Source organism: Prolixibacter bellariivorans ATCC BAA-1284, from assembly GCF_000621705.1.
Taxonomy (GTDB): domain Bacteria; phylum Bacteroidota; class Bacteroidia; order Bacteroidales; family Prolixibacteraceae; genus Prolixibacter; species Prolixibacter bellariivorans.
Genome location: NZ_JHXO01000006.1, coordinates 489,498 through 516,142 on the forward strand (window position 1 = coordinate 489,498; position 26,645 = coordinate 516,142).

Below are 26,645 nucleotides of genomic sequence, written 5' to 3' on the forward strand. Positions count from 1 at the left end.
ATCAAAGATAATATTGATTCTAAACTTGGTGGATAAGGTTATCTGATTAGCGATTGATTGAAAGTAAAAGGTGAGGTTTGTTTCTGAATCTCACCTTTTCTATTTTAGCTTCCGATAAATAAAAGTTCGTTATGAATCTGAGCAAAATCTTCAATCTTGTCATCGTTCTACTGATAGCTTTATCGTTTAGTTCATGCCATTCGGCAAAAAAACAGACGACTCCACCCAAGTTCTACGCTTACGCGGAAACGCCTCCGATGGGGTGGAATAGTTGGGATTGTTATGGACCAACCGTTACGGAAGCAGAAGTGAAAGCCAATGCGGATTACATGGCCGATCATCTGAAAGAATATGGCTGGCAATACATTGTCGTCGATATTCGGTGGTACGTCGAAAATACCAAGGCACACGGCTACAACCAGACTGATCCGATTTATTGCATGGACGATTTTGGGCGATTAATGCCTGCTGTCAATCGGTTTCCATCCGCTGCTGATGGAGAAGGTTTCGCCCCGTTGGCGGATTACATTCATAACAAGGGATTGAAATTTGGTATTCACATCATGCGCGGTATTCCGGTGGAAGCAGTAAAGAAAAATACGCCGATTGTCGATTCGAAATACCACGCCCGGGATATCTATTCGGAGAAACAGCAATGCAAATGGCTGCGCGACATGTACACCGTCGATTCGACGAAAGCAGGTGCGCAGGCCTATTACAATTCGCTGTTTGATTTGTATGCTTCGTGGGGCGTTGATTTTGTGAAGGTGGATAATTTATCTCGCCCGTATCACCAGGGCGAGATTGAAATGATACGAAAAGCCATCGATCAGTGTGGGCGACCGATGGTGTTGAGTACGTCGCCCGGAGCAACGCCATTGACCAAAGCCAAACATATTATGACACATGCCAATATGTGGCGTATTTGCGATGATTTTTGGGATAACTGGAACTACCTGAAGCCGATGTTTAAATTGTGCAAAGAATGGGCTCCATACAGCGGTCCTGGCCATTGGGCTGATGCTGATATGCTTCCGCTTGGGCGGATTTCCATTCGTGGTGAACGAGGTGAGCCCCGCAAAACCGGCTTTACCAAAGACGAGCAATATACACTGATGAATCTTTGGGCGATGTTTCATTCTCCGCTGATGTTTGGCGGTGACTTGCCCAGCAATGACGCCTTTACGGATTCCTTAATTACGAATGGTGAATTGCTGGACGTCGATCAGCACAGCATTAATAACCGGGAATTAAAGAAGAACAATGGATTGATTGTTTGGACGGCTGATGTTCCGGATTCAAAAGACAAATATGTGGCTCTGTTCAACACAACCGATGAAAAGCCCGAAGTCGTTTATGTCAGTTTATCTGAGTTGGGGGCAAGAGGCGATTATGCCGCCCATAATCTATGGACGCAGAAAACAGATGCGGTCGAGAATGGAAAAATAAGTGTAGAGCTGAGGCCCCATGCATCGGCCATTTTCCGGTTGGTGAAATATTGAAAGGGCGTACTGTAGAACATATATGAGGGTTGCTTCCGTCTTTTTTTGAAATATTTTTTTACGAAATAGGAAGTTGCAACCAATTGTAAAAAAAGGGAATGGAAGATGTCACTCTTCTATTCCCTTTTTTGAATTACATATAATTCTGTATTTTGACGGGTAACTAAACTGTGAACCAAACTGACATCATGACTCGTAACCGAATTCTTCTCTATGGAATTGTTTTTATGCTCTTTTTGCAAGTCGTTCATTTCGCTTTCGCGGAAGGGAATTCAAAGACTTTTAAAGTAATTGCGTTTTACACGGCCGAGAACGTCCGGCACACATCAGTTTTGTGCACGAAGCCAATCGTTGGTTCTCAAAAACCAGTGGCGAGTACCATTTCACATACGATTCGACCAATAACTGGAATAATCTGAATGCCGATTTTCTGGCACAATTCCAGGTCGTTCTTTTTCTGGATACGCGCCCCGATTCAATTCCACAGCGGAAAGCTTTCGAAATGTACATGGAAAATGGTGGTGCATGGATGGGATTTCATTTTGCTGCCTTCAGTTTAACCCCCTCATCCTATCCGCAGAACTGGGACTGGTACCACAATGAGTTTTTAGGCTCCGGAGAATACGATGGGAATACCTGGCGGCCTACTTCGGCTGTTTTGAAGGTTGAAAATAGAAATCATCCGGCAACGCGAAATTTGCCCGAGAAATTCAAGTCTTCGCTCAATGAGTGGTACAAATGGAAAAACGATTTGCGGAAGAATCCCGATATCCGTGTATTGGTTTCCATCGATTCGAGCAGCTTCCCGTTAGGAACGGGACCAAAACTGTATGAAATATGGCACGGTGGCGATTACCCAGTTGTCTGGACGAATACCAACTACCGGATGATTTACATCAATATGGGGCATAATGACATCGATTATGAGCACCATACGAATAAAGAGTTGTCTTTCACTTTTGATAATCCAACTCAAAACCAACTCATCATCGATGCACTTTTGTGGTTGGGCGAGAAAAACATTAAAGCAAATGAAAAAGGTGCCGCCAAATTGGAGCACCTTTTCGTCGATTAAACGTTGTGATTTATTTTAATTGAACCAGTACCACTGATTTAGAAGGAAGCTCGACCGAGAGTTTGCCGTTTTTCGGTTTCTTCACATCAAAAGCTTTTAGCGTTACTTTTCCATCCTGTACAAAATGGTTGTAGTCATTCATATTGGGAGAGGTGATTACCTGTCCTCTTGCCGAAGCGAATTCCTGTCCGGTTAAGGTCAAATCGATACTTTCTGCCTTTTCGGGATTCAGGTTGCAAAGTGTAATGCTTACCACGCCGGCTTTCACCAAAGCAGATGCACTGACTGCAGGAACAGATTGTCCGTTGTATTCGTAATCATCGCAATTGAATTTTTCTCACAGGCCATCATCATGCTGGCAAGCGCAGCTATCAATAGTAATTTCTTTTTCCATTGTTTTGGATTCTTTCCTGGGTCGAAATTAGCAGGATATTACGGTTGAAGGAAACAGATGTGGACAAATGTCTTTTTCAAGAGGACAGAATGGTAACATTTTGGAAAAAGATGTAAAAGACACTTGCAAAACGAGTCATCAAAATGAGTTTATTTTCTCATCGGCTCGGGAACTTTATCTCGCTGGTTTGCGATGCTCATCTCGTCGCGGAAAGTTCTTCATCTCGTTATTGGTTAGCGAAAAGAGGTTATTTCAGAGCCGGAATTATACTAATACAGAATCTCTTTTCGTCCGGATGAAAGACTAAGACTGTCCCAATAATTCAGCCTTCCGAAAATGTCTAGAAGACTTCTTTGCCTTTGCCCTTCTTATCAAAGTATAACGAATATTGAAGGAGGGCATTGCTCAGAATTATTGGAACAGCCTTTCTATGATGGAGTAATATTATTTTTCAGGAATCCAGACTTTCATCTTGTCAGTTTTTACCTTGCGAATGTCCATCGTGAGTTGGTAATCAATCCGGTCATCTTCTTTCATTGTCCAATTACAGTGAATTTCTTCTTTAGAGTCAGGTTAGCCGAGTTACTTCCGACCATTACGACAAAGTCGCCTGGTTCCACCACATTTTTCATTTGTCGGTTCCAGAGCGAAAGCTCGTCGGATGTCAGTTCAAAGGTAACGGTTTTTGTATCTCCCGCTTTGATGCTCACACGGCTAAAGCCTTTCAGGTTTTTCCGGGGAGTCGTTACGCTGCTGTATACATCGCGCAGGTATAGCTGAACAACGTCTTGCCCGTCTCTTTTCCCGGTATTCTTAACATCAACACTAACCGTTACTTTTCCGTCCGGTTGAATGGTGTCGGGATAAACCTTCAGGTTACTGTACGCAAAAGTGGTGTAGCTCAGTCCGTACCCGAAAGGATACAAAGGCTGATCGCTTTCGGTAATGTAACGGTGAATAGCCGATGGTTTTTGGTTGTAATAAATAGGCAATTGTCCTACTGCTTTCGGGAAAGTAACAGGTAATCGTCCTGCCGGATTGTAATCACCGAACAGCACATCTGCTACAGCTCTGCCTCCGGCCTCTCCCGGGAACCAACCTTCCACAATTGCCGGAATATGTTTGTCAATCCAATTGATCGACAGCGGGCGACCGTTTAGTAGTACACAAACTACCGGAGTCCCGGTCTGCTCGATAGCTTGGATCAGGTCGCGTTGTTTTCCCTGGAGGTCGAGGGTCGCTGCATCGCGGTTTTCACCCACAAGATCATTCGATTCGCCAAGAACAACCACGGCAACGTCGGCTTTTTTTGCCAAAGCAATGGCTGGGGCAAAGTTTACCTTTTTAATGTTCCAGCTAAGATGCGTACGGGCCTGGTAACCTCCTTCCCACATTTCAATCCGGATTTTGTACTCTTTCCCTGCTGTAAATTGCATGGGATACCTAACGATATTGGTGGCTCCCTTATTCCAGTTATCAACAACCTTTTGTCCGTCAATCCACATCCTGATACCGTCGTCGGAACTCAGTCCGAGCCATCCGTTAAACGATTTCGCCGGTTTCAGAAATCCGGTCCACCGGATGCAAAAGTGGTCGTCGGGAACGCCGGGGCCCGGAGACCAGGGCCATTCAAAATCAAGTTGCGGGTCAATGCGGGTCAGGAGCGGAGTTCCGGTAAATTCCTGCCCTTTAAAATATTCTCCTTTCAGTCCGTGATGTTTTTTATCGGGCGTAAGCAAAGCGCTGGAAGGAATAATCTGCCCCTTGATAATTAGCGGAACGCCTTCATCGTACAGTACCCTGGTCTGTTTCCCAACAACCTGTTTGATGCCATCGAGGATGGTAATGCCGGTGGCTTCGTGGGGAGAATAACCGCCCAGACGGACCTTGTTGGCATTCGGGCCAATAACGGCAATTGTTTTTATTTTTTTGGAAAGCGGCAGCAGGTTGTGGCTGTTCTTCAGCAAGCATATCGATTCGTGGCCTGCCCGGAGCGCCAGATTCTGAAACTCATTACAGTGAAAGCGTTCAGCAATCAGTTTTGGGTTGGTATATGGGTTCTCGAAAAGCCCGAGTTTAAACTTCAGTCGCAGTACATCTCCGGCGGCCTGGTCAATTCTTTTTTCCGGTATTCTCCCTTCCTTCACCAGCTTGATAATGGTGTTTTGCCACAGCTCGTTGGGGTAATCGTAGAACTGCATATCGAGGCCTGCTGATACCGCCTGGTATATGGCATCTTCGGGCGATTTAGCAACATCGTGGCTTGATTGCAGGTAACGCACCGCGCCCAAATCGGAAATCACCAGTCCCTTAAAATTCCATTCATTTCTCAATACATCAGTCAGTAACCATTTATTGGCGGCACAGGGAATTCCGTCGAGTTCGGAATAAGCGCACATTACGCCCAATGCATTTCCATTGTCGATAACCTTTTTAAATACGGGGAGAAAATCCTGAAGAACCGTGCGCTTGCCCAGCAATACCGGCGAGCAGTTGGCGCCTGCCTGGGGCTCGCTGTATGCGGCAAAATGTTTGGGGCCGGCAACAATCGAGCGGTCCGATGAAAGCGAATCACCTTCCATCCCTTGTATCATCGCTGTACCAATTTCCCCGTCCAGATATGTGTCTTCGCCAAATGTTTCGGCAATCCGGCCCCAGCGGGGTTCTCTTCCCAATCCCAGCACCGGACCGAATCCGTAGTCCACGCCGTGTGCCCTTGCTTCGGACCCGATGGCCCGTCCTACTTTTTTCATGAGTTCGCGGTCCCATGTGGCTCCCAGTCCGATATTCATGGGAAAAGTTGTTGCACCCTTTCCCGAATAGCCGTGCAACATTTCACACATAATCATCGCCGGAATTCTCCACCGGTTATGAGCGATAACGAACTTTTGCAGCGAATCGATCATGCCTGCAGTGGGTGGGTAAATATCGTGAATAGCGCCAACGCCCAAGCTATCGATGGCTTTTGCCGTTTTCCCGGGAGAGAATGCGCTCCCGGTTTTGAAGTGTTCGCCCCGGTACAAATCCATCTGGCGGACTTTTTCTTCCAGGCTCATTCTGGACAGCAAATCCTGAACGCGCGCATCGGCCGATAATGACGGATCCATATACGGGTAGCGCTTTGTTTGTTTCGAATTACAGGAAAACAAGCTACTACCCAGTACAAGCAATATGATTATCCATTTTTTAGGTAAGCGATGTTGATAGTCTTTTAGCATGTCAGAAAATTTTGAAATGTTTAGTTTGTGAATTTATCGAAGACAAAGCAGTCGAAGCGGATATCCCATTTATTGATGGCTCGATATGGCCACGTTATCAATTAAATAAATATCGGAGCTCTGCATTTTGTCTGCGTCCGGCAACGGAGGAGCTTTGTGCTGATTCGGTGTTTCTCTCGTTGGTGTATTGCGGTAATGACCGGTTCGGAACGATATGCGTTCGGCCGACTTGACGACCATTATCAACGGAGCTTTGTCGACTACCTTCTCGTGATTCATTAACAGGGAGTAATGACCGTATGGACTGGCATCCATTTCAATCTTGAGCGAATACCATTTTCCTGTCTCGTATTTTTTCACCGTTTTTAGCGACGAACCGTCAGAAGCTTTTAGAGTGCCGTCCGGGGTGAACTGAAGCTGAACAGGGCGGTTGCCAAACCGGTCAGTAATATCAATATCGAAAGAAGAAGTATCCTGTTTCTCAATTTTAATCTGCATACTGGCTTTGATGTGGTGGCCTTCTTTGAACACCCGGATGGCCCGACCGTAGTCGTATGGATCTTTATCGGTCATCTGGATGCATTTATTTCCGGTTTTGTCTTTAATCAGTTTCACCGGAGCCCATAGGGGCGAATAAATGTTCCAGTTGGTGATGGGGCCGTCCTCTTTCATATTCTCAAAGGTGTCGTTTATATCGCTGTCCACTTTGTAACGGACCGGCACCGGAATACGGCTAATCCACATATCTTCCTTATTCATGCTGTAGGTAAGCCACATGTCAGGCCCGGGAGGATTTCCGTTTCCTTCGGCGATTCCCCTCATATATTGAGGCCCGAAATCTTTCCAGTGTCCGTAAAATCTCCGGGGCGGAACTTCTCCCTGGACGACCAGCATATGATCAAACACAATCCCGTCGTCGCCGGTAACAATAACCAGCGGCCAGCGGTATTCCGACAGGTCAATCGGGTTGTAGCAAAGCGCATATCTTCCGTCGTCGGTTCTCTGTCCCCAGATTTTTCCTCCCGACATAATAAGCGTTTCGGCTTTTACCGGCTCCGAAAAGTTGTACCCGTTATCGGAAGAAATGGCGCAATAGGAATGTTTCCATAGAGCGACTACCTTTCCGTCGTTTCGGTGGTAATATGACAGCGCTTCGTGGCTTTTATTAAAGCTAAAGAAGCCGTCGATACCGTTGTCTTCGTCCCACCACTGCAATGTTTTCAACCGGTCGTGCAGCAATGAATCGCAGGCGGCCACAAAACCAGCATCGGGCGATTCCTTGTAAAACGGATAGCTGGTGTTTGTTTCGTTCCAGTTATTGAAACTGCTGTAGCGGATGAAATATATCGGGCCAAAAGTCCCGTCCTGATGGATTTCCCTTACAACTCTACCGATTCCACCTTTTCCAAAAGGACTGGGACTATGTGCATAAAAAGCCAATGTTAGTAAACGGCCATCGGGAGCGACATAAAAGCCCATACGCTGATGCATCATGTAGCCGGTACTTCCTTTCGGTAACTTTACTTCTTCCGGAGCATGATAGGGAGGAAACAGTAATCCGGGTTTCTCCCAGTGAATACCATCTTTTGATGTTATTAACAGGGTTTGCCCGTTGGGTGTATGTTCTCCTTCCTTATTACTCAGATACAGAACAAAAAAAGTATGGTTCCAGTAGGCAAGCATCGGAGCATGATTGTATGTCCAGCCAAAACCGTCGCTCAATTCAGGATGTGTTCGGTTTGCCCGAAGTATTTGCCGGCTTTCGACGCCAATGGCATAACGTAATCCTCCTTCATGGTGGCTGGGATTGATGTACCTTCCGCCAATGTATCGAACCGGTTCACTCGGGCTTCCGGTTTGGGCCTGTAAACCAAAAGGAATGAGTAGGAACAGACCCCAAAGAAAAGGTTTGGTAAATTTCATATTGATAAAGTATTCCGGGTGTTTAAGTAGTATCAGGTGATTAACATTAATGCTTAATGTACCATGAACTCATCGGTAAACAGCCACGAATCTGTTCCCTTAAACAGATAACCTTCAGGAATGACCCCGAAAGGTTGAATAACAACTCGTATGTACCGGGCGTTGGTTTTGGGAATGTCGACTGTGAGCGGAATGAGATTAGAAGCGTTTCGTCTTTGCGCTGTGTCGTATTCCGTTGTTCCGGCAAGGTGAAAATGTAGGCTGTCCAACGATGTGTATACCTTCATTCCTTTGGGAACGAAAATGCCACTATTGGGGTCACAAAGGAAATTAGCGATCACCTGATGAATGGCTGTTGGTTTTTTCATATCGACAACAAAAGAGACCTCCGGATTGGTAAAGCCCAGCCATCTCCCGTCTTTGAAAGCCGTGGAGCCCGTTAGACCGTCGGTTAAAGAGGAATCGCCCCGGGCAGAGTACTGGTCACTGTACTTCGTTTCGAACCGGACCGTTTTACCCAACGCTTTGTTGACCGGAATAAAGATCTTGCTCCGGGCCAGCTCTTTTCCGTTCTTGTATACCTCTGCAATAACCGTTGCTGCTTTCTTAATCGCAAACGGTTCTTTATACGCTTTTCTCGGACTTTGGGTTCTAGGGGAACCGACTATTTGGTATTTAATTTCTGTTGATTCGATGTTTGTTCCCACCGATACGGTGGCTTTTTGTTCTGACAGGTTCATGGAATAACTCAGAAATGGCTCCGGAGTCATTTGCATCAAATCAAACCACGCTGTTCCCCGGTTTATCAGCTCTAACTGAATTATCACATTCGAACTTAAAGAATCAGCCGGTACAATGAATGAATACTTCTTCCATTGAGGAGTTAGTCGAAATGTATGGATAATGGTTTTACCGTCGCCATTTACTGAAAGGTGGAAGGCTGGCATTTTTTCCTGTTGTTTCGCCTTGCCCCAAATAGAAACGTGGTACGTATTTCCCTTTTTTATAGCGATGGGAAGAAACTGGACACATTTTCCGGAACTGTCGGTCGGTGTGACCAACCTGAGGCTAAACAGTCCATCGACACTTTGACGGGAATCGGCGAATACTGTTGCCCCCGGATCTGCTTTTTCTGGATCGCGGAACCTAAGGTGGTGGCCTTCCGCCAGTCCGGGACTTGCTACTTTTTCGAAACTGGGGTTGTATACCAGGTTATGTGAATCGATGGCCCGGTTGTCCTGTGTATTCGTTTTTCTGATTAAGTAAATGCGTGTTCCCAGCGCATCAATTATATCCCGGATAGTGTCATTATGAAGGCCAATTGTTCTGTTTTCGAACCATCCCTCAGCCTGGTGCGTCGGCGAGTATACACCACCGATGCTAAAAGCTGTTGGCTGGTTACTTTGATTGACTGTGACAATGAGTTTGTCTCCCCGATACGAAAAAGAGCGGGCAACAATTTCCGGGTTATCAGTTGATAGTTGCTGTGTTTTCTCATCGGAGAGGAGGAAGGGTGTCATTTGGTTTATTTCCGCTGCCATGTCCCGGCATTCCGACCAGGCCGACACTGACTGCGGATTCAGATTCTGTCCTGTGTGGATAAAGTATTGTATTCCTTTCGCTTCGTCTATAATCCCAAGGTAAGTCATCACCCTGATTTCTTTGGCCGTGGGTTCTCTTGGCCACATTTCCTGCCCACCGAAAGCCTGCGGCACGAGCCAAACGGATTTCTCATGGCGAAAATACTTTTGCATCTGCCGGACGTAATCACTAACGCCGCTTACCGATTGAGGAATGGGGTAAGGATCGGTCATGGCTATATCCATTGTTTTCCTGTATTTATTGGCTTTCGAAGGCATCATAAATACAACGGAAACGGGATGATACGGGTCGAGTTTGTGAATCAGCCGATAAGCCTTTTCCAGTACATCCGACGGGCGCCCCTGTCCGGCCGGTTCGTCATTAATATACCAAGACAGCAATGCCGGATGATTTCGGAAGGTGAGTACCTCATTTTTTAACAGTTGAAGTTTTTCTGCTTCGGTTTTATTCAATCCCTTCGCACCATTATGCCCTAAACCTATAAGTGAGTTGACGCTGTATTGTACTTTTATGCCTAGTTGAGCGAAACGAGCCATATATGCTTTTCTTTCGGGCAAGCTACTGGGCAGATTGCTTTGATAAGGCCCTATCATATTGAATTCATTACCAACTTCTTCTTCCGGTAGTTTGCCAACTTTTCCACAATAAAAACCTACCGGGAAGAAAGGAAGACCGTCAACGACCAGTCCTCCGGTTACCCGGTCAATCTTTACCTCGTGCGGGGCTGGTTTCAGGCGAACAAGTTCTATTATGGTATCTTTTATAACAGTATTCCCCGACAAAACACGGACAGTTATATTGGTTGTATCGACAGGGAGTGATTTTAGAGGAATGCGTACTGTAGAGGTACCGTTTACGGAGGGTGCTTTCCATATTCCTTTCTGTGCAACGGTGCATTCCATATGGAAATTACGGGAAGCAGCTTCATTGGGAAAAATGCCAATGACACTTGCATATTGCTCTTGTGTGTAGTAATTGTACTTACTAAATATTTTTATTTCGGATGATTGAGCTTGGGCCTGACATTGGAATATTCCGGTCAGACATATCAATGGCAATAGAAATGCAAGTATCTGTTTCATTTCCGATTAGGTAATAGGTGAAAATTAAAAATAATATGCATTGCTATATTTTCGGCCAAAGAGTCAAATTTCTTTTGACAGAGCCGAGGGATATGCAAAGAATAGAAACGAAAGGAGGAGTAGTTAATTAGTATTGGGAAATTCACCATGAAGCTGTCGGGAAAGACTGCCTCATGATGAATTGTTGGTTTACAATAGAGAAACAATTATATTATTGTTTTACATCCCACCAAACACGGGAGGTCATCTTATCTCCTTTATCTAAACGGGAAACTGCATCGGTGTAATTCGCTGCATTAACTGTCGATTCAGATACGGGGTAAGTGAAGCGACGAGGAATTGTTCCTCCGGTAACATTTCCTACATAGTTTACGGTTTTCAATACCGGGTAACCAGATCTTCTCCAGTTCGCAAATGTTTCATACTCGTCGGAGAATGTATTGATGTAGTACTGAGTATTAATTTGTTCGAGTGCGGTAGAAGCGCTATAAGGATTGGCGGCCAGGTAATTCGCAATTTGGGTATCGCTGGGAGCCAGGCCGGCGCCAAATTGATCGAATTGTTTCATGGCGGCAGTTACACCTGTATTGTAATATTCCTCAGCACTTCCTGAAATCCAGCCACGGTATGCTGCCTCGGCCAACAAGAGTTCGTTTTCTGCATAAGTCACAAGGAATGTTGGTGCATCAATGCGCGCATAGGTATAGCGGTTAACAACCGAGTATGCATTTTTATTACCAGGATAATTGGGTGCATTTGGCAAGTAAGTAGAACTAGACGAACCGGTTGTTTCATCATATCCATTAGGCATACCTAATTGGTGAGAAGCTATTGTGTCACCCATTTGCCAGTCGCCACTACCGATTTTTTTACTGGGGTCGGCAACAACAGTACAAATCAAGTGTAAGCGGGGATCACTGGTATTCTTCAATAAGTCAACAAATGATTCGCTCATCCGATAAGCATTCGGATCTTCATGGCAATAAATTTTACCAAAAGGTTCGCATGAGTTGTTTGATGTCGTAGCACCTGGGTGTTCTATTTTTGCGTTGTCGTCGTTACTGGCAAACAATCCACCGGTTACAGCTGTATTCACCCATGTTTTTGCAGTTGTTGCATCTACTTTTGACAGACGCATGGCCACGCGTAACATCAGAGAATAGGCGAACTTCTGCCATTTGGCGCAATCGCCGCCATAAATGATGTCTGCATTACCAATACTTGATGTAGCACCGTTTAGGTTTGTAGCCGCCTCATTTAATTCATTCAGCATATCCGCATAGATGTCTTTCTGTGTATCGTATGCAGGATATCCATTCGCTTTATAATATCCATTCCCTGCATCAAAGTAAGGACAATCGCCATACATATCAGTCATTCGCTGGAACATAAGAACTCTCATAATTCTCGCCATTTGATACTCGGCAAAATACTTGTTGTTGTCTTTCCAGTTCTCGAGTAAGTCAATCACGTTACGAATTCCGTTAGGATATATTCTGTCCCAATATGCTGAGTTGTAACCTGCAGAATAAGTGTATTTGTCTCCTTGCCAGTAACTCTCGGTAGAAGCAGTATGTTGAAGCATAGTACTGCAATAAATCATTCCGTTTCTCCATGCTTCGTATTCTGTACCATAGCAGTACATCTCTACATTGCTAAATTCCAACGTGTAATCCATCACATTTTGTGTGATTGCTTCAGGATTAACATTCATGTTCCCAAAATCACTACAACTTGAGAGTGATAAGACCAAAATCAATGCAGATATATAGTATGAAATCTTATTTTTCATAGTTTTTCTTTTTAGAACTTGATATTCAAATTAAATCCAATGTTTCTTGTTGCTGGATATCCGTTTAATTCTAAGCCCTGTCCGTTTGTATTATTATAGGCAGATTCCGGATCGATGTTAGGTGTGTGCTTAAGAATTGTCCACAGATTACGTCCCACCAAAGAAAGTTTCAAATCCTGTATAAAAGGAAGTTTATTGGCGAGAAGACTCTTTGGGAAATTATAACCAAGTGAAAGTTCTCTAAGCTTAACAAAACTGGCGTCGTAAACAAATTCCTCGGTAATGTTATTGGAAGCAATCCATTGCCAGTAAGTCTGGGCATCGATTCCTGATTTGCTGAAGGCATTGCCATTTTCGTCTACTCCTGAAACTGAAATGCCATTTTCCCTACCTTCCAGTGTTGCCTTTTGTAATCCTGCTCTGTATAAACTATAGTTGGTTCCGGAGAACAATTTAGCGCCGAACTTAAAGTCGACCAGGAATGACAGAATAAAATTCTTATAAGAAAAGTTGTTGTGGAAACCACCGGTCCACTTATAAACACCATTACCTAAGCGTTCAACGTCATCCGATCTTTCAGGTAGTCCATCTGAAGTGTAAACTCTGTTTCCATTGTTATCCGTTTTATATTTATAACCAACAATTTGTCCGTACGGTTCGTTAACGATGTTTTGGATGGAAGCATTTCCACTACGGGAATTGGCTCCGTCAATTGTTAGCGAATTGACTCCGTCTCCCAGGTAGAGTACTTTGCTTTTGTTGTATGAAATGTTGAATGAAGTATTCCATTTAAAGTTTTCGGTTGCTACGGGAACTCCAAACACCATTAATTCCATGCCCCGGTTACGGATTTTTCCTATGTTTCGGTAAGCAGAATTAAATCCGGATGTTTCACTGGTAGAAACCTGAACAATATCATCTGTTGTTTTTTTCTCGTAAACATCAAAATCGAAACCGACCCGGTTGTTCAGGAAGGCAGCATTTGCTCCAATTTCTTTTTCACTAATTTTTACTGGCTTCAAAAGTGCGTTCGGGACGGAGGAATTACTGATATATCCCATCGATTGCCCCTGTACGTTGAAGTCGTTCAACGTATAAGTCAGCATTGTTTGGTAGGGAGATGTACCGTTGGATGCAGAAGCGACTGAAGCTCTTAATTTTGCTGTTGTAACCCATTCAGGTAATTTGAAACAGTCACTCAGCATCCAGCTCACGTTAACTGAGGGATAGAAATAACTGTTGTTATCCGGGTCGAGTGTAGAGAACCAGTCATTACGTCCTGTAAAGTTGACGAATAACCAGTCTTTATAGCCAAAATTGGCTGTTCCGTATATCGAATTAACCTCGTATTCTGAATATTCTTTCGAGAAGGTTCGGGTAGACGAATTAACGTTGGAAGTGGAATAGAGACCGCTGATAATGAATGGACGGATACCACCATTTGTTCCATACTGTTTGACAATATCGTGCTGCTTGTTGCCTCCGAATGTAGCGTCGATCGAAAATTCATCCATTTTTTTGTTAAAACCTAACATGTAATTCATGTTGACTTCAGAATAGTTCTTTTCGAATTCCTGGATATAACCGTTGGGATCCGCAGCGGCTCCGTCTGGTTGTACCATTTTGAAATCGGTAATGTAACCATCGCGGGAAATTTGTCCCTGGGCGTACATCCAGTCAACAATCTGATATCGAAGAGAAATAGCTCCTGTTGTCCGGTTTTTCTTTGACTTATTTGATTTCCGGTACTGTAACCAATAGGGGTTGTTGAAATATACATTGTTTCCCGGTTGGAACTCAGCACCATCAGTGTCGGCTCCGTTGTCAGCTTTTAGCCATCTTACATCATAACCATTGGCTAAATACAGCAAGGTCGCATTTGTGTTGCCGTTACCGTCTGATAGGTTTGTTCTTCCGTTAACTTGCTCGAAAACATAATTGGCATTTACTGTCAATGTCAGTTTTTTTGTGATATTATAAATGGTATTCATATTAATACCTTGCTGTTGAAGCTCGGAATTAGGAAGATTACCTTTTGAATAAGTATCAGATACGCCAAACCGGTAAGAAACTTTGTCAGTTTTACCACTAATTGCTAAAGAAGAGTTTTCGTTAATTCCCGTGTTATAGAAATGTTTCCAGTTATCGACGTATTGATACGGAACAGTTTCTCCCAGTCGGTTTACGAAATCGCTTCCATCTAGTTTGTCACCCCAGCTTGAACTATAAGTCTGATAAGCAGAAGTTTGATCCGCAGGTCTAATACCTTGCGTTCCTTGTCCGTAAGTTTTTTGGAAATCACGATAGTCATAAATAGTACTGAAAGTAAGGTTATTGTTAAATTCAACACCGACTCCATTCTGGTGTTTCCTTCCGGATTTGGTTGTAATAAGTATTGCTCCATTACCACCGCGATAACCGTATAATGCTGCGGCTGCGGCTCCTTTCAGTACCTGGATGCTTGCAATGTCGTCTGGATTGATATTTGACAATCCATCCCCCATATCCATACCACCCCACTTTCCGGCACTACCTTGGTTGGTATTGTCAAAGGGTACTCCATCAATTACATACAAAGGCTGGTTGTTTCCGGTGAGGGAAGCATTTCCCCGAATGATAACCCGGCTACTTCCTCCGATACCTGTTGCATTACCAGTTACACTTACTCCTGCGACTCTTCCTTCCAGTGCATTTCCGAGGTTAGTCGTTCTGGATTCAACTAAATTATCACCTTTTACCTGGGCAGTTGAATATCCCAGTGAACGGGCTTGCCGTTTAATTCCCAGAGCCGTAACAACAACCTCTCCAACCCCAATGGAACTCTCGCTCATCGTTACGTTGAGAGTTTCTTTTCCGTTTACCGGAATATCCTGAGACTCCATACCAATAAATGAGAAAACCAGGGTTGCATCACTAGGTACATTTGTGATGCTATACTTTCCATCTATATCGGTAACGACACCGATAGAAGTGCCTTTGATTGAAATGGTAGCCCCGGGAAGCGGTTCTCCTTTTTCGTTCTTTACATATCCCGAAACAGTAAGATCCTTTTGTTGGGCAGCTGCTTCAGCTGAAGATTCACGATAGTCGTATAACAAGATATGGCGATCTTCAATGTGGTATTTAATATTCGTCCCGGAAAAAATTGATTCAAGAACTTCCTGAATGGTTTGGTTCTGAAAATTGGCATTAACGGTCCGGTCCACGTCAACGTATTCTTTGCTGTATGCAAAGTGGAACTCACTTTGTTTCTCAATTGCGTGAAGAACATCCTTTACTCTTGCATCCTTCATGTCGAGATTCAATTGAGTAGACTGGCTGTAGAGACTGGCTGAAACATGCATTAGCCCTACGAACATGAAAAGAAATGTTAGGCGCATAATACGAGAGATTTTTTTGTTCAGCAGGGGAAATAGTATCCCTCTGAATTTTAGTGTTTTTTTCATAGTTTTGTTTTATAGTTTACTAATGATACTCATCAGTCTATCAGTTTGATGAGTATTTGAATGTCCGGAGAGCGCTGCCAACGCTTTCCGGTTTTTCTTTTTACTCCATTTTTTTTTCCTTGCTTTTGTTATATTTTAGTTCGATAATGTCTCCTTTCTGCACTGCATCAATGGGAGTAATTGTCTCCATCAGGTGCAAAACCTCGGATAGCGGTTCATTTTTGATGGTGAATGTGTAGTGAAGCGCCTTGAGAGCCTCATCAATTTTAAATTTCTGGTTGTACCTTTTTGTTAGTTTAACGACTACTTCATTTAATGGAAGATCATATATCTGAATTAAACCGTCTTTCCACGAGGAGTAAAGGTTAATGTTCGCTTTCTTGATATTTAGTTCATTGGTTTGCTTATTGTATATCGCAACATGATCAGGGCTTAAGTTATAATTAAAATCCTTTGTGTCAGGAGAGAATAGCTCAACTTTGCCTCTTTCCAGTGCGACACTGAAAATATTGTCGTCGGGATAAGCTGCTACATTGAATCGGGTTCCGAGTACTTTTACGTGGACTTTCGAACCGGAAACGACAAGGGGTAGATTTTTGTTTTTGGCAACACTAAAGAATGCTTCTCCTACTAGTTTTATATCTCTGTTGGTTGATGCGAAATTGCTGTTATACTGTATGTAGGAATCGGAATTGATCCAAATTTCGGTACTGTCAGCCAAAACAACATTGGCAATTTGCCCGGGGGCAGCTTTAACGGTTGTGGTTGTTGGTGAAGGTTGTTGGTTGTAATGATAAAAGAAGAGTCCACTGGCAGCTAAAGTAAATATGACCAAAATACTGGCGGCATAAGAAAGATAACGAACACGTTTTTGGGTGTGATTTAAATGGTATTGAGTTTGAACGAGAATTTTGCTTTGAATTTCGTTCCAGTTTCTTTGAGAATCTATGGGCATCCTTTCGTTAGCGGTTCTGTCTTCCCATTCTGTCTTCTCCGCTCTGAATTCCTCCTTATTGCCTTCTTTGCGGAGCCAGTCGAGCAGCTTACGCATTTCTTCGTTATTGCTTATGCCGGAAAGGTATTTGTTAATGATTGATTTCATCCTGATGCAATGTTCTTACATTAGGAGTACACAGAAATTAAGAATACCCTACCTTATTATTTAGATTTTTTTAATATTACTTAAGGAATAGGGCCAAAAGCGCACCGTATAAGGGAAATTTAGTTGTTAGTTCTTTTTGAATTTGTTCTTTTGCCTGGTGCAGATGTTTTTCGACTGTTTTAATAGAAATCCCTAATTGTTCTGCTATTTCTCTGTTTTTTAATCCTTCAATTTTTGACTTAACAAAAACCAGTTTTCTTTTTTCCGGCAGTTTTTCTATTTCCTCGCTGAGTGCATCCAGTAATTCTTCTTCGATAGTTTTATTTTCAGAGTTGGTGAAGTCAATCTCGAACAATTGCTGCAGTTCGTTAATTTTTACCAAATTAATGTCTTCCTTCAATACGAGAAAATGGTTATCTCTAATAAAATTCAGGCAACGGTGTTTCAGCATCACAAAGAGGAAACTTTCTGTTGATTGCGATGGAGCAATGGTATTTCTTTTTCGCCAGAGGTGGACAAAACACTCTTGTACTAAATCTTCAGCCTGAGCATCATTTGTGATAAAAAGCCTGCAATAACTGATAAGGCGTGGGTATGTAAGTTTAAAAATTGATTCAAAGGCTTCTGGATCACCTTGGCTGAGTCTTCTATTTAGCTCAATTTTGTTCACAATGAAACAAAATAAGTAAAGATTTGTGAGATTTTGTTCATAATTTGTTATGGAATTGTAACATAGGAATAGATATAGGGAGATCGGCGGTTGTTAACTTTTTAAAGTTCACAGCACGTTTTAGGTTTTCGTAACTTCAAATCAGCAAACCAATTAAATCAATTAACCTATGGAAGGAAATACACAGCTCATCTCGTATTGTGGCCTGTATTGCGGCTCTTGCCCGAAATACGTGAAAGGAAAATGTCCCGGATGTGAAGGGAACGAAAAAGCTACCTGGTGCAAAATCAGAAGCTGTAATCGGGAGAAAGGCATAGCAAGTTGTGCGGATTGTGATGAATATACCGACGTAAGAGAATGTCGTTACCACAAAGGTATCATGTCAAAGGTGATGTCAGTCTTGTTTAACAGCGATCGTCCGGCTGCCATTTCAATCATTCAGGAACATGGCTATGAGAAGTTTGCCAACTACATGGCAGAGAATAAACTAATAACGATAAAGAGAAGAGGAGAAAAACCGGTGCTGAACTGATTGGGAAAATTTACTGATAGCATGTTTGCTATACATATAGTAACTTTTTTATGGGACGGATGGTACTTTGTAAAAGAGTAAATTCCTATCCGCTGTATTCAAGCCGTTCGCGCCGTATCGGCCTGTTTAGAGTCTTTCCAAAAATAAAATTATTCTAAATTGAGTTGATCATTCCTGGTATTATAAACTTTCGACCGGAAGATTAATTTGTTTTAAACTCTTGACCCATGGGAGGTGGAGCATATCAAACCCGATGTGCTTTTAATCGTTTTCCAAAACGAAAACCTAATTCGGATATAAGTGTCTTAAATCCATCTTGATAACATATGGTTGAAATTCTATATTTGCTCACTTCCGTGAATATAAAACTCATACCAAATCACTATGAAGGGTTTAAAAATTATAGTTTTGGCAAAACAGGTTCCCGATACCCGAAATGTTGGGAAAGATGCCATGAAAGCCGACGGGACAGTGAACCGGGCAGCCTTGCCCGCCATCTTCAACCCCGAGGATTTGAATGCGCTGGAGCAGGCTTTACAATTGAAGGACCGTTATCCCGGAACAATCGTTTCATTATTAACGATGGGACCCGGCCGTGCTGCCGAGATTATCCGGGAAGGATTGTATCGTGGTGCTGATGACGGTGTTTTGTTGACAGATAGGGCATTTGCCGGTTCAGATACGTTAGCTACCTCATATGCATTAGCCCAGGCTATCAAAGAAATGGGCGAAGTCGATCTGATTATCGCCGGCCGTCAGGCTATCGACGGTGATACTGCGCAGGTTGGCCCGCAGGTTGCAGAAAAACTGGGATTTCCGCAAGTTACATATGTCGAGAAAATAATGGATGCAGACAGCAAGCATGTAACGGCTCTTCGTCGTCTCGAGAACGGTGTGGAAACCGTTAAGGCTCCGCTTCCACTGGTACTGACCGTAAACAGCAGTGCTGCACCGTGCCGTACCCGGAATGCTACGCTGCTGATGAAATACAAACACGCGCGCACGGTAACCGAGCGTCAGGAAGCCAGCGAAGATTACCTCTTCCTGTATGACTCGCGTCCTTTCCTCAATATTCGTGAAATGACCGTGAACGATATCAAGGCTGAGCAGGAACAGCTTGGACTGAGCGGTTCGCCTACCAAGGTGAAGAAAATTGAGAATGTGGTATTACAAGCAAAAGATGCCAAGGTTCTTAAACCGGTTGACAAGGATATCGATTTGTTAATGAAAGAATTGATTTTGAGCCACACCATCGGTTGATGCCGCTCAAACTGACGATTTAAAAAACGGAAAATCATGAATAACGTATTTGTATATTGCGAAGTTGAGGATGGCGTTGTGGCCGAGGTGAGTCAGGAATTGCTGACCAAAGGACGCAGCCTGGCCAATCAACTCAAATGCAAACTGGAAGCTGTCGTCATCGGTAAAGGACTGGATGGCGTCGAAAATCAGATATTTCCCTATGGTGCTGATGTGGTGCACATTGCCGACGATCTACGTTTGGAGCCTTTTACGACATCACCTCACGCAACGATTCTGATTAAGCTTTTCGATAAAGAGAAGCCGCAGATTGCTCTCATGGGAGCAACTCCTATTGGTCGAGACCTGGGACCGCGTGTTTCTTCTGCTCTTTATAGTGGATTAACAGCCGATTGTACCAGTCTGGAAATTGGACCGCATGAAGACAAGAAAGCTGGTAAAACCTACGAAAATCTGTTGTATCAGATTCGCCCGGCTTTTGGTGGAAACATCATCGCTACCATTATCAATCCCGACTGCCGTCCGCAAATGGCAACAGTTCGCGAAGGCGTGATGAAAAAGGAGGTGCTGAATCCGGAGTACAAAGGCAAAGTGAAGAAGCTGGATGTCGCTCAGTATGTATCCGATGAAGACTTCATCGTTTCGGTTATCGAGCGCCACATGGAGGAAAAGAAGGTGAACATCAAAGGTGCACCGATTATTGTTGCCGGCGGTTATGGCGTGGGTTCCAAAGAGAATTTCAAAATGTTGTACGAACTGGCCGAAGTATTGGGTGGTGAAGTTGGTGCTTCGCGGGCAGCCGTTGACTCAGGTTATGCCGAACACGAACGTCAGATTGGACAAACCGGTGTGACTGTTCGTCCGAAACTATACATCGCCTGTGGTATTTCGGGACAGGTTCAGCACCGCGCAGGAATGGAAGAATCGGCACAGATTATTTCCATTAATACCGATCCCGATGCTCCCATCAACAGCATTGCCGATTATGTAATTCACGGTGATGTTGGTGAAGTGATTCCCAAGATGATCAGGTTTTATAAATCAAACACCAAGTAATTGAGGGTTGAACCGGGTCTGTCCCGTAAAAATTAGAGAAATGGCTAATTATTATAACGATAATAAAGATTTGAAATTCCATCTGACGCACCCGCTGATGCAGAAGATTGTTGGGCTCAAAGAGCGGAATTTCACCGATAAGGAAAGTTTTGATTATGCGCCACTTGATTTCGAGGATGCCATGGACAGTTACGATCGCGTGCTGGAAGTGGTGGGTGAAATTAGTGGTGACATCATTGCACCCAACGCCGAAGGTGTTGATCAGGAAGGTCCTGAGGTTGTTAATGAGCACGTTAACTATGCCAGTGGTACTGTCGAAAATATTAAGGCGCTGGTTGATGCCGGTTTGATGGGCATTACGCTGCCGCGTAAATACGGCGGACTCAACTTCCCGATCGTTCCTTACATCATGGCGGCCGATGTTGTTTCGCGTGCCGACGCCGGTTTCGTGAACATTTGGGGACTCCAGGACTGTGCTGAAACGCTGAATGAGTTTGCTTCGCCTGAGCAGAAAGAACATTATCTGCCGCGGGTTTGCAAAGGCGAAACCATGGCAATGGATTTGACTGAGCCAGATGCAGGTTCCGATTTGCAGTCCGTTCAGTTAAAAGCAACCTACGACGAGAAGAAAGACGTTTGGTTGCTGAACGGTGTAAAGCGTTTCATCACCAACGGCGACGGCGATATTTCGCTGGTACTGGCTCGTTCGGAAGAAGGAACCAAAGATGGCCGTGGTCTTTCAATGTTTGTGTATGACAAGCAACAGGGAGGCGTAAAGGTTCGTCGCATTGAGCATAAAATGGGAATCATCGGTTCTCCAACCTGTGAGTTGGTATTCAAGAACGCACCGGCCGAGTTGGTTGGTACCCGCCGCATGGGACTTATCAAGTACGTGATGGCGCTGATGAATGGAGCCCGTTTGGGAATTGCCGCTCAGTCAGTGGGTGTATCGGAGGCTGCCTACCGGGAAGCGCTGGATTATGCCCGCGAGCGTCAGCAATTCGGCAAGGCCATTATTGAGTTCCCGGCCGTTTACGAAATGCTTTCAGTAATGAAAGCCAAACTCGATGCATCACGCACCTTGCTTTACGAAACTGCCCGTTTTGTAGATGTTTACAAGACTTATCAACATATTGCCGAAGAGCGCAAACTGGAGAAAGAAGAACGTGACGAAATGAAGGAATACCAGCGTTGGGCTGATTTCTTCACTCCGCTGGCCAAAGGTATCAGTTCCGAATATTGTAACCAGAATGCTTACGATGCGGTACAGATTCACGGTGGTTCCGGTTTCATGAAGGATTATCCGGTAGAACGCATTTATCGCGATGCGCGTATTACTTCTATTTATGAAGGAACAACCCAGTTGCAGGTCGTTGCTGCTATTCGTGGTGTAACAACCGGCGGCTATCTGAAGAAAATCCGTGAATACGAAAAAACGGATCTGAAACCCGAACTGGAAAAATTCCGTCGCACGCTGATTTCACTTACCGAGGATTACGAAGAAGCAGTGAAGAAAGTGCATGATGCAGAGGATAATGAATTTCTCGATTTCCACGCACGTCGTTTGGTTGAAATGGCGGGTTACATCATCATGAGTTACCTGCTGGTTATCGATACTAACCGCGATAATTCGTTCCTGCGTTCAGCAGTGGTTTTCAATAAAATTGCTAAGGCTGAAGTACGTTCGAGAGCCGAATTTATTCGTGCTTCATCACTCGAAGATATCGGACATTACAAGTACGAAGCATAAAACAAAAGAGGCCTCAATCCGGGGCCTCTTCTTATTTTATTCGCTGGATAAGTCTTTTTCAGCAGCGGTCGATTTTATTCTTTCTTCCGAGTCATCGAGTACCCGCTCCCAGAAAAGCATTTTGGGATTAGTGGGCCCAAAATCAAAATCACGGTAAACCTCCATGGCCCGGTGATTATCCTCCCGTACTTCCAGGTTGACCCGACAACAGTTCTCATTCCGTGCCAAATCGAGTACATAGCTCACGAGCTTATGTCCTAATCCTTTATTCCGGCAACTCTTTTTCACAATCACATCGTGGATATTAATGAGTGGGCGTACCTGGAAGGTGGAAATATTTTTAAACGTCGTGATCATCCCGGCAACTTCTCCCTCATGCAAAACAAAAAAAGCACGAAAATTGGGCTGATTACTCAATTGAACAAAAAGCTCTTCAGCTTTCGAACGGTTCAAAGTTTCACCTCCACCCATATCGTCAGCGATGTAATGATTCAGCAAATCGATGAAGGCTAATTGGTGGGAATGTGTGGTTAGGTTACATTGAATAATCTGGCTCATTTGGGAAACGTTTATTTGGGTTCTGTATATGGAGGAATTCCGGTATTCAGTTTCTGTCTCTTACTCACTATATCGAATTTTAAATTGCAATAAAATGGCTTGAAAAACAGTGAAAACGTTATTCGCGTATCAGTAAAAATAATAAAAATTAATCATAAGTAATAATGTACTGAACGATATGATTTTTCGTCATCGCTAAATTCTTCCTTCATTTCGTCGTAAATGTTTACGAGCAGAAGACCTTCTCGGTTACCTTTTTATATTTGTAGAAATTGTGAATGTATGCGCTTATCGACCGGACTAATTAGCTTCATCCTGATACTCTTATTTTCGTGTCAATCGAAAACAGGCAAGGAGAATCTATCAGAGAAATCGGAGCAGAAAATCAGCGTTTTTGCGGCAGCGAGTTTAGCCGACGTAATGTCAAAGCTAGCTAAGGAATATCAAACGAAATCGGGCGTGAAGGTAGCATTGAATTTCGCTTCTTCCGGAACATTGGCCCGGCAGATGCAGGAAGGTGCAACTCCCGGAATTTACCTTTCAGCCAGTCCGCGATGGATGAAATTCGCTTGCCAAGATGGTTCTGCCGATTCAACCGTTTGTTTTCCGGTGGCCCGGAATAGCCTGGTTGCTGTTGTTCCAACGAATAGCCGCATCGATACACTGCCTATCTCTCCAACGCTTGATTTTCCAAACTCGTTTAACGGACGGTTGGCAATTGGCGATCCGGCTCACGTTCCGGCAGGGCAATATGCCGCTGAAGCATTGAAATCGCTGGGGTGTTTTAAGCTTCTACAGCCTCGGTTTCTGAAAACAAAAGACGTACGTTCGGCGCTGATGGTGGTGGAGTTGGGAGAGTGCGAAATGGGAATTGTGTATGCTACCGATGCAATGAAATCGAAAAAAGTCAGAGCGGTAGGCGTTTTCCCGGAAAGCTTGCATCAGCCGATTGAATACTGGGCGGCAAAAGGGAAACATGGTGGTTCGACTGCCGATTCGTTGCTGAAATATTTGCATTCTGCTGAAGCTGATTATATTTGGAAAAAGTTCGGCTTTAAAACCATAGCTGAACCTCGAAAATCCGTTACTAACAAATGACCGACCTGTTTAACTTCACGGCTTCCGATTTATCGGCTATTTCACTTTCACTGAAAGTAGCTATCTGGTCTTCGATAATTGCATTGCCGTTCGCTATTGCCATCGGTTGGTTTCTGGCACGCAACCACTTTCGTGGGAAGGCGTTGTTGGAAGGAGTGATTCATTTGCCGCTGGTTTTGCCTCCAGTTGTAACGGGTTATCTTTTGCTTATTATTCTGGGAACGAATGGTGTTCTGGGAAAATGGCTTTATGACCTGACGGGAATTCGCATCGCTTTCAGTTTTTATGCAGCATTGTTGGCAAGTGTGGTTGTATCTTTTCCGTTAATCACCCGTTCCATCCGGTTGGCTATCGAATTGGTCGACGAAAAATATGAAGAGGCTGCACGTACATTGGGAGCTTCGCGGGTAAAGACATTTCTTTCTATCACGCTGCCGATGGCTTCGCCGGGCATCATCAGTGGATTTATTTTAGGGTTTGCCCGAAGTCTGGGTGAATTTGGAGCCACCATTACCTTTGCGGGAAACATCGAGGGGGAGACCCAAACATTGCCACTGGCGGTATATTCCTACATGCAGGTTCCCGGCCAGGACACGGCTACGTTCCGTTTGGTGATGATATCTGTTCTGCTGTCGCTGCTGGCAATGATTGTGGCCGAATTTTTGAATCGTAGGGCGATAAAGCGCTCAAGAAAATAGATAAATCAAAAGAAGAGTTAATTCGATGAAGAACGTTATTGAATTCCAGGCCACTTTATCACGAGGAGCATTTCAGTTTGATATGAAATGTGCCTTTGGCGATGGAATTACCGGGATTTATGGTCCGTCAGGGCATGGAAAGACGACGTTACTTCAGTTGATTAGCGGCTTGTTGAGTCCAGACAGCGGATTCATCAGCATAGGCGGCGAAGTTGTTTTTGATAAAGCACAGAAGAAAGATACTCCTTCCCGTTACCGGAAACTGGGCTTTGTTTTCCAGGAAGGAAGGCTTTTCCCGCACCTTTCGGTGGAAGAAAACCTCTGCTATGGCGAAAGGCTTTTGCCGAGATCTCAACGACAAATTCAGTTTGACGATGTGGTTTCCACCCTGGAGATTGGGCATCTTCTAAAAAAGAAGCCCGAACAATGTTCTGGCGGTGAACAGCAGCGGATTGCCATGGGAAGGGCTTTATTGAAATCTCCACAGTTGTTACTGATGGATGAGCCGTTCTCTGCTGTCGATGTCGCTTTGCGGGAACAAATTCTGATTTACCTGGTACGCATTCACCGGAAATACAGAATTCCCATGTTGGTGGTTAGTCACGATTTGCCCGATATTCTTCGTTTAACAGATGAAATTCTGATGGTGCGTGATGGTCGTGTTGAGGCATTTGGCAAATATCTCGATTTGGTGCTATCGCGAAAAATGTTGCCTCGGAGTTCAGGTGAAGGGTTATTGAATGTGATTTCTCTTTACGTACATGAAGTAGATAAAAATACCGGAATAACTACGCTCACCGGAGAACAGGGAAAGAGAAAAGTTAAAGTGCATTGCGATGCATGTAGCGAAGGAGTTGCGTTGGGACGGGAAGTGAAAGTCTCTGTTCCCCCGGGCGATATTGCCATTTCGTTGCAGCCTGTTCCCAATATTTCCATCCAAAACCAACTGGAAGGAACCATAAAGCGTTTGCTTTATGAAAACGGGCAGGTCGTATGTCTGGTGGATGTCGGATTCCCATTACTGGTTGAAGTGACCAGTAGTTCTACCAAACGGCTTGATTTGGAGGTTGGAATGAACGTATTTTGCCTTTTTAAATCCATGTCTGTTAGGGTTTGCGAGATTAGTTAATTTGTTCGCGGAAAGTCGTTTGATGAGATTTCATTCCTGATGGTAAAATTTTCCGTGAAATTTGTAAACCTTTTGGCCATGGATTTCGTTTAATAATTCGCCCCCTTACAAAAATGGCATGCAATCCATCGACGTATTGGAGAATTTTTATTCTTGGAAATGAGCAACTTTTGATTCTTTTGTTAAAAAAGTTGCTTTTGGATTTGGAGTAAGCCGAAAAAATACGCTTTCTTTGCATCCGCTTTCCGAAAGGGAGGCAGCGTTCAGAAGGTGATGAGAAGAGATGTTGCGGACCACTTAAAAGGTTTTTGAATGTCATGGAGTCCAACCGTGACGGCGAGATGTTTGGGGCATAAAAAAGTCGGGTTTTAGCAGTCAGAATAGCACCGAAAAAAATCTTGGAAAGTATTTGGAAAGTCGGGATAAAAGGGTTTATCTTTGCCGCCACGTTTTTAGCGAAAAGCGTGAGTTGATTTCCGGTACTGGAGCCAAATAAAAAAGGCGAAAAAAGATTTGGAATTAACGCAAAAGATTATCTATCTTTGCAACGCTTTTTTCGGCCCGTCCGACGGCAACTGAGGGTTGGGCAGTAAGGAGCGGGATTAAGAGAAGAGATACAAGTTCATTGAAAATATTGAAAAGGAAAGAAGATAAGCACCAGAAGTTCAATTTTCTTTTAGAGGAAAACCAATCGTGCCAGGCAAATAGACATTTAAACTTTTTGATTACAACGAAGAGTTTGATCCTGGCTCAGGATG

The 26,645-nt window shown here is 44.0% G+C and carries 17 protein-coding genes and 1 pseudogene; 9 read left to right on the forward strand and 9 right to left on the reverse strand.

Annotation, left to right across the window (positions count from 1 at the left end; all coding sequences use genetic code 11):
* Positions 1-131 precede the first annotated feature (131 nt).
* Together T426_RS0107705 and T426_RS23040 are read left to right on the forward strand one after the other, a co-directional pair.
* Positions 132-1,502 carry a glycoside hydrolase family 27 protein gene (locus T426_RS0107705; protein ID WP_027585489.1) on the forward strand — a complete coding sequence of 457 codons (1,371 nt, stop codon included), beginning with the start codon at positions 132-134 and terminating at the stop codon, positions 1,500-1,502.
* 325 nt (positions 1,503-1,827) lie between these two features.
* A complete protein-coding gene (locus T426_RS23040; RefSeq protein WP_345938813.1) occupies positions 1,828-2,577 on the forward strand; it encodes a ThuA domain-containing protein in 750 nt (249 codons plus the stop codon).
* A 10-nt stretch (positions 2,578-2,587) separates the two neighbouring features.
* Here the strand turns inward: T426_RS23040 and T426_RS0107715 are convergent.
* The 8 genes and pseudogenes from T426_RS0107715 to T426_RS0107755 form a co-directional block, all read right to left on the reverse strand.
* A pseudogene (locus T426_RS0107715) lies at positions 2,588-2,890 on the reverse strand (alpha-L-arabinofuranosidase C-terminal domain-containing protein); the annotation flags it as partial.
* A gap of 614 nt (positions 2,891-3,504) precedes the next feature.
* Positions 3,505-6,189, reverse strand: coding sequence for a glycoside hydrolase family 3 N-terminal domain-containing protein (locus tag T426_RS0107725; protein ID WP_036985385.1), 2,685 nt, complete (start codon positions 6,187-6,189; stop codon positions 3,505-3,507).
* A 69-nt stretch (positions 6,190-6,258) separates the two neighbouring features.
* Positions 6,259-8,112, reverse strand: a complete 1,854-nt coding sequence (locus tag T426_RS0107730; RefSeq protein ID WP_036984722.1) for a hypothetical protein — start codon at positions 8,110-8,112, stop codon at positions 6,259-6,261.
* A 53-nt stretch (positions 8,113-8,165) separates the two neighbouring features.
* Positions 8,166-10,796 carry a carbohydrate binding domain-containing protein gene (locus T426_RS0107735; RefSeq protein WP_025865205.1) on the reverse strand — a complete coding sequence of 877 codons (2,631 nt, stop codon included), beginning with the start codon at positions 10,794-10,796 and terminating at the stop codon, positions 8,166-8,168.
* A gap of 211 nt (positions 10,797-11,007) precedes the next feature.
* Entirely contained in the window at positions 11,008-12,588 is a 1,581-nt protein-coding gene (locus T426_RS0107740) for a SusD/RagB family nutrient-binding outer membrane lipoprotein (RefSeq protein WP_025865206.1), read from the reverse strand.
* 11 nt (positions 12,589-12,599) lie between these two features.
* The gene (locus tag T426_RS0107745; RefSeq protein WP_199898649.1) at positions 12,600-15,968 is read right to left on the reverse strand and encodes a SusC/RagA family TonB-linked outer membrane protein; all 3,369 of its coding nucleotides are present in this window, start codon (positions 15,966-15,968) and stop codon (positions 12,600-12,602) included.
* A 166-nt stretch (positions 15,969-16,134) separates the two neighbouring features.
* Positions 16,135-17,136 (reverse strand): FecR family protein, encoded by a 1,002-nt coding sequence (locus T426_RS0107750; RefSeq protein ID WP_025865208.1) that lies wholly within the window; start codon positions 17,134-17,136, stop codon positions 16,135-16,137.
* A 76-nt stretch (positions 17,137-17,212) separates the two neighbouring features.
* A complete protein-coding gene (locus tag T426_RS0107755; protein WP_025865209.1) occupies positions 17,213-17,806 on the reverse strand; it encodes an RNA polymerase sigma-70 factor in 594 nt (197 codons plus the stop codon).
* Positions 17,807-17,975: 169 nt separating this feature from the next.
* On the opposite strand from T426_RS0107755, the gene T426_RS0107760 reads away from it, so the two are divergent.
* From T426_RS0107760 to T426_RS0107775, 4 genes are all read left to right on the forward strand, one after another.
* Complete coding sequence (locus tag T426_RS0107760) at positions 17,976-18,338, forward strand: DUF3795 domain-containing protein (protein WP_025865210.1); 363 nt, start codon at positions 17,976-17,978, stop codon at positions 18,336-18,338.
* A 408-nt stretch (positions 18,339-18,746) separates the two neighbouring features.
* Positions 18,747-19,598, forward strand: coding sequence for an electron transfer flavoprotein subunit beta/FixA family protein (locus tag T426_RS0107765; RefSeq protein ID WP_234406787.1), 852 nt, complete (start codon positions 18,747-18,749; stop codon positions 19,596-19,598).
* Positions 19,599-19,634: 36 nt separating this feature from the next.
* On the forward strand, positions 19,635-20,654 hold the full coding sequence (locus T426_RS0107770) for an electron transfer flavoprotein subunit alpha/FixB family protein (RefSeq protein ID WP_027585493.1): 1,020 nt from the start codon (positions 19,635-19,637) through the stop codon (positions 20,652-20,654).
* 40 nt (positions 20,655-20,694) lie between these two features.
* A complete protein-coding gene (locus T426_RS0107775; protein WP_025865212.1) occupies positions 20,695-22,404 on the forward strand; it encodes an acyl-CoA dehydrogenase family protein in 1,710 nt (569 codons plus the stop codon).
* A gap of 36 nt (positions 22,405-22,440) precedes the next feature.
* Here the strand turns inward: T426_RS0107775 and T426_RS23045 are convergent, their stop codons facing one another.
* A complete protein-coding gene (locus T426_RS23045; RefSeq protein WP_025865213.1) occupies positions 22,441-22,962 on the reverse strand; it encodes a GNAT family N-acetyltransferase in 522 nt (173 codons plus the stop codon).
* A 282-nt stretch (positions 22,963-23,244) separates the two neighbouring features.
* Here T426_RS23045 and modA point away from each other — a divergent pair, with 282 nt between their 5' ends.
* Genes modA through modC form a run of 3 tightly spaced genes read left to right on the forward strand, consistent with a single transcriptional unit; the run spans position 23,245 to position 25,887 of the window.
* Positions 23,245-24,060, forward strand: coding sequence for a molybdate ABC transporter substrate-binding protein (modA, locus tag T426_RS0107785; RefSeq protein WP_025865214.1), 816 nt, complete (start codon positions 23,245-23,247; stop codon positions 24,058-24,060).
* Positions 24,057-24,758 carry a molybdate ABC transporter permease subunit gene (modB, locus tag T426_RS0107790; protein ID WP_025865215.1) on the forward strand — a complete coding sequence of 234 codons (702 nt, stop codon included), beginning with the start codon at positions 24,057-24,059 and terminating at the stop codon, positions 24,756-24,758. Before modA ends, modB begins: the two co-directional genes overlap by 4 nt.
* 25 nt (positions 24,759-24,783) lie before the next feature.
* The gene (gene modC, locus T426_RS23050; RefSeq protein WP_025865216.1) at positions 24,784-25,887 is read left to right on the forward strand and encodes a molybdenum ABC transporter ATP-binding protein; all 1,104 of its coding nucleotides are present in this window, start codon (positions 24,784-24,786) and stop codon (positions 25,885-25,887) included.
* Positions 25,888-26,645 lie beyond the last annotated feature (758 nt).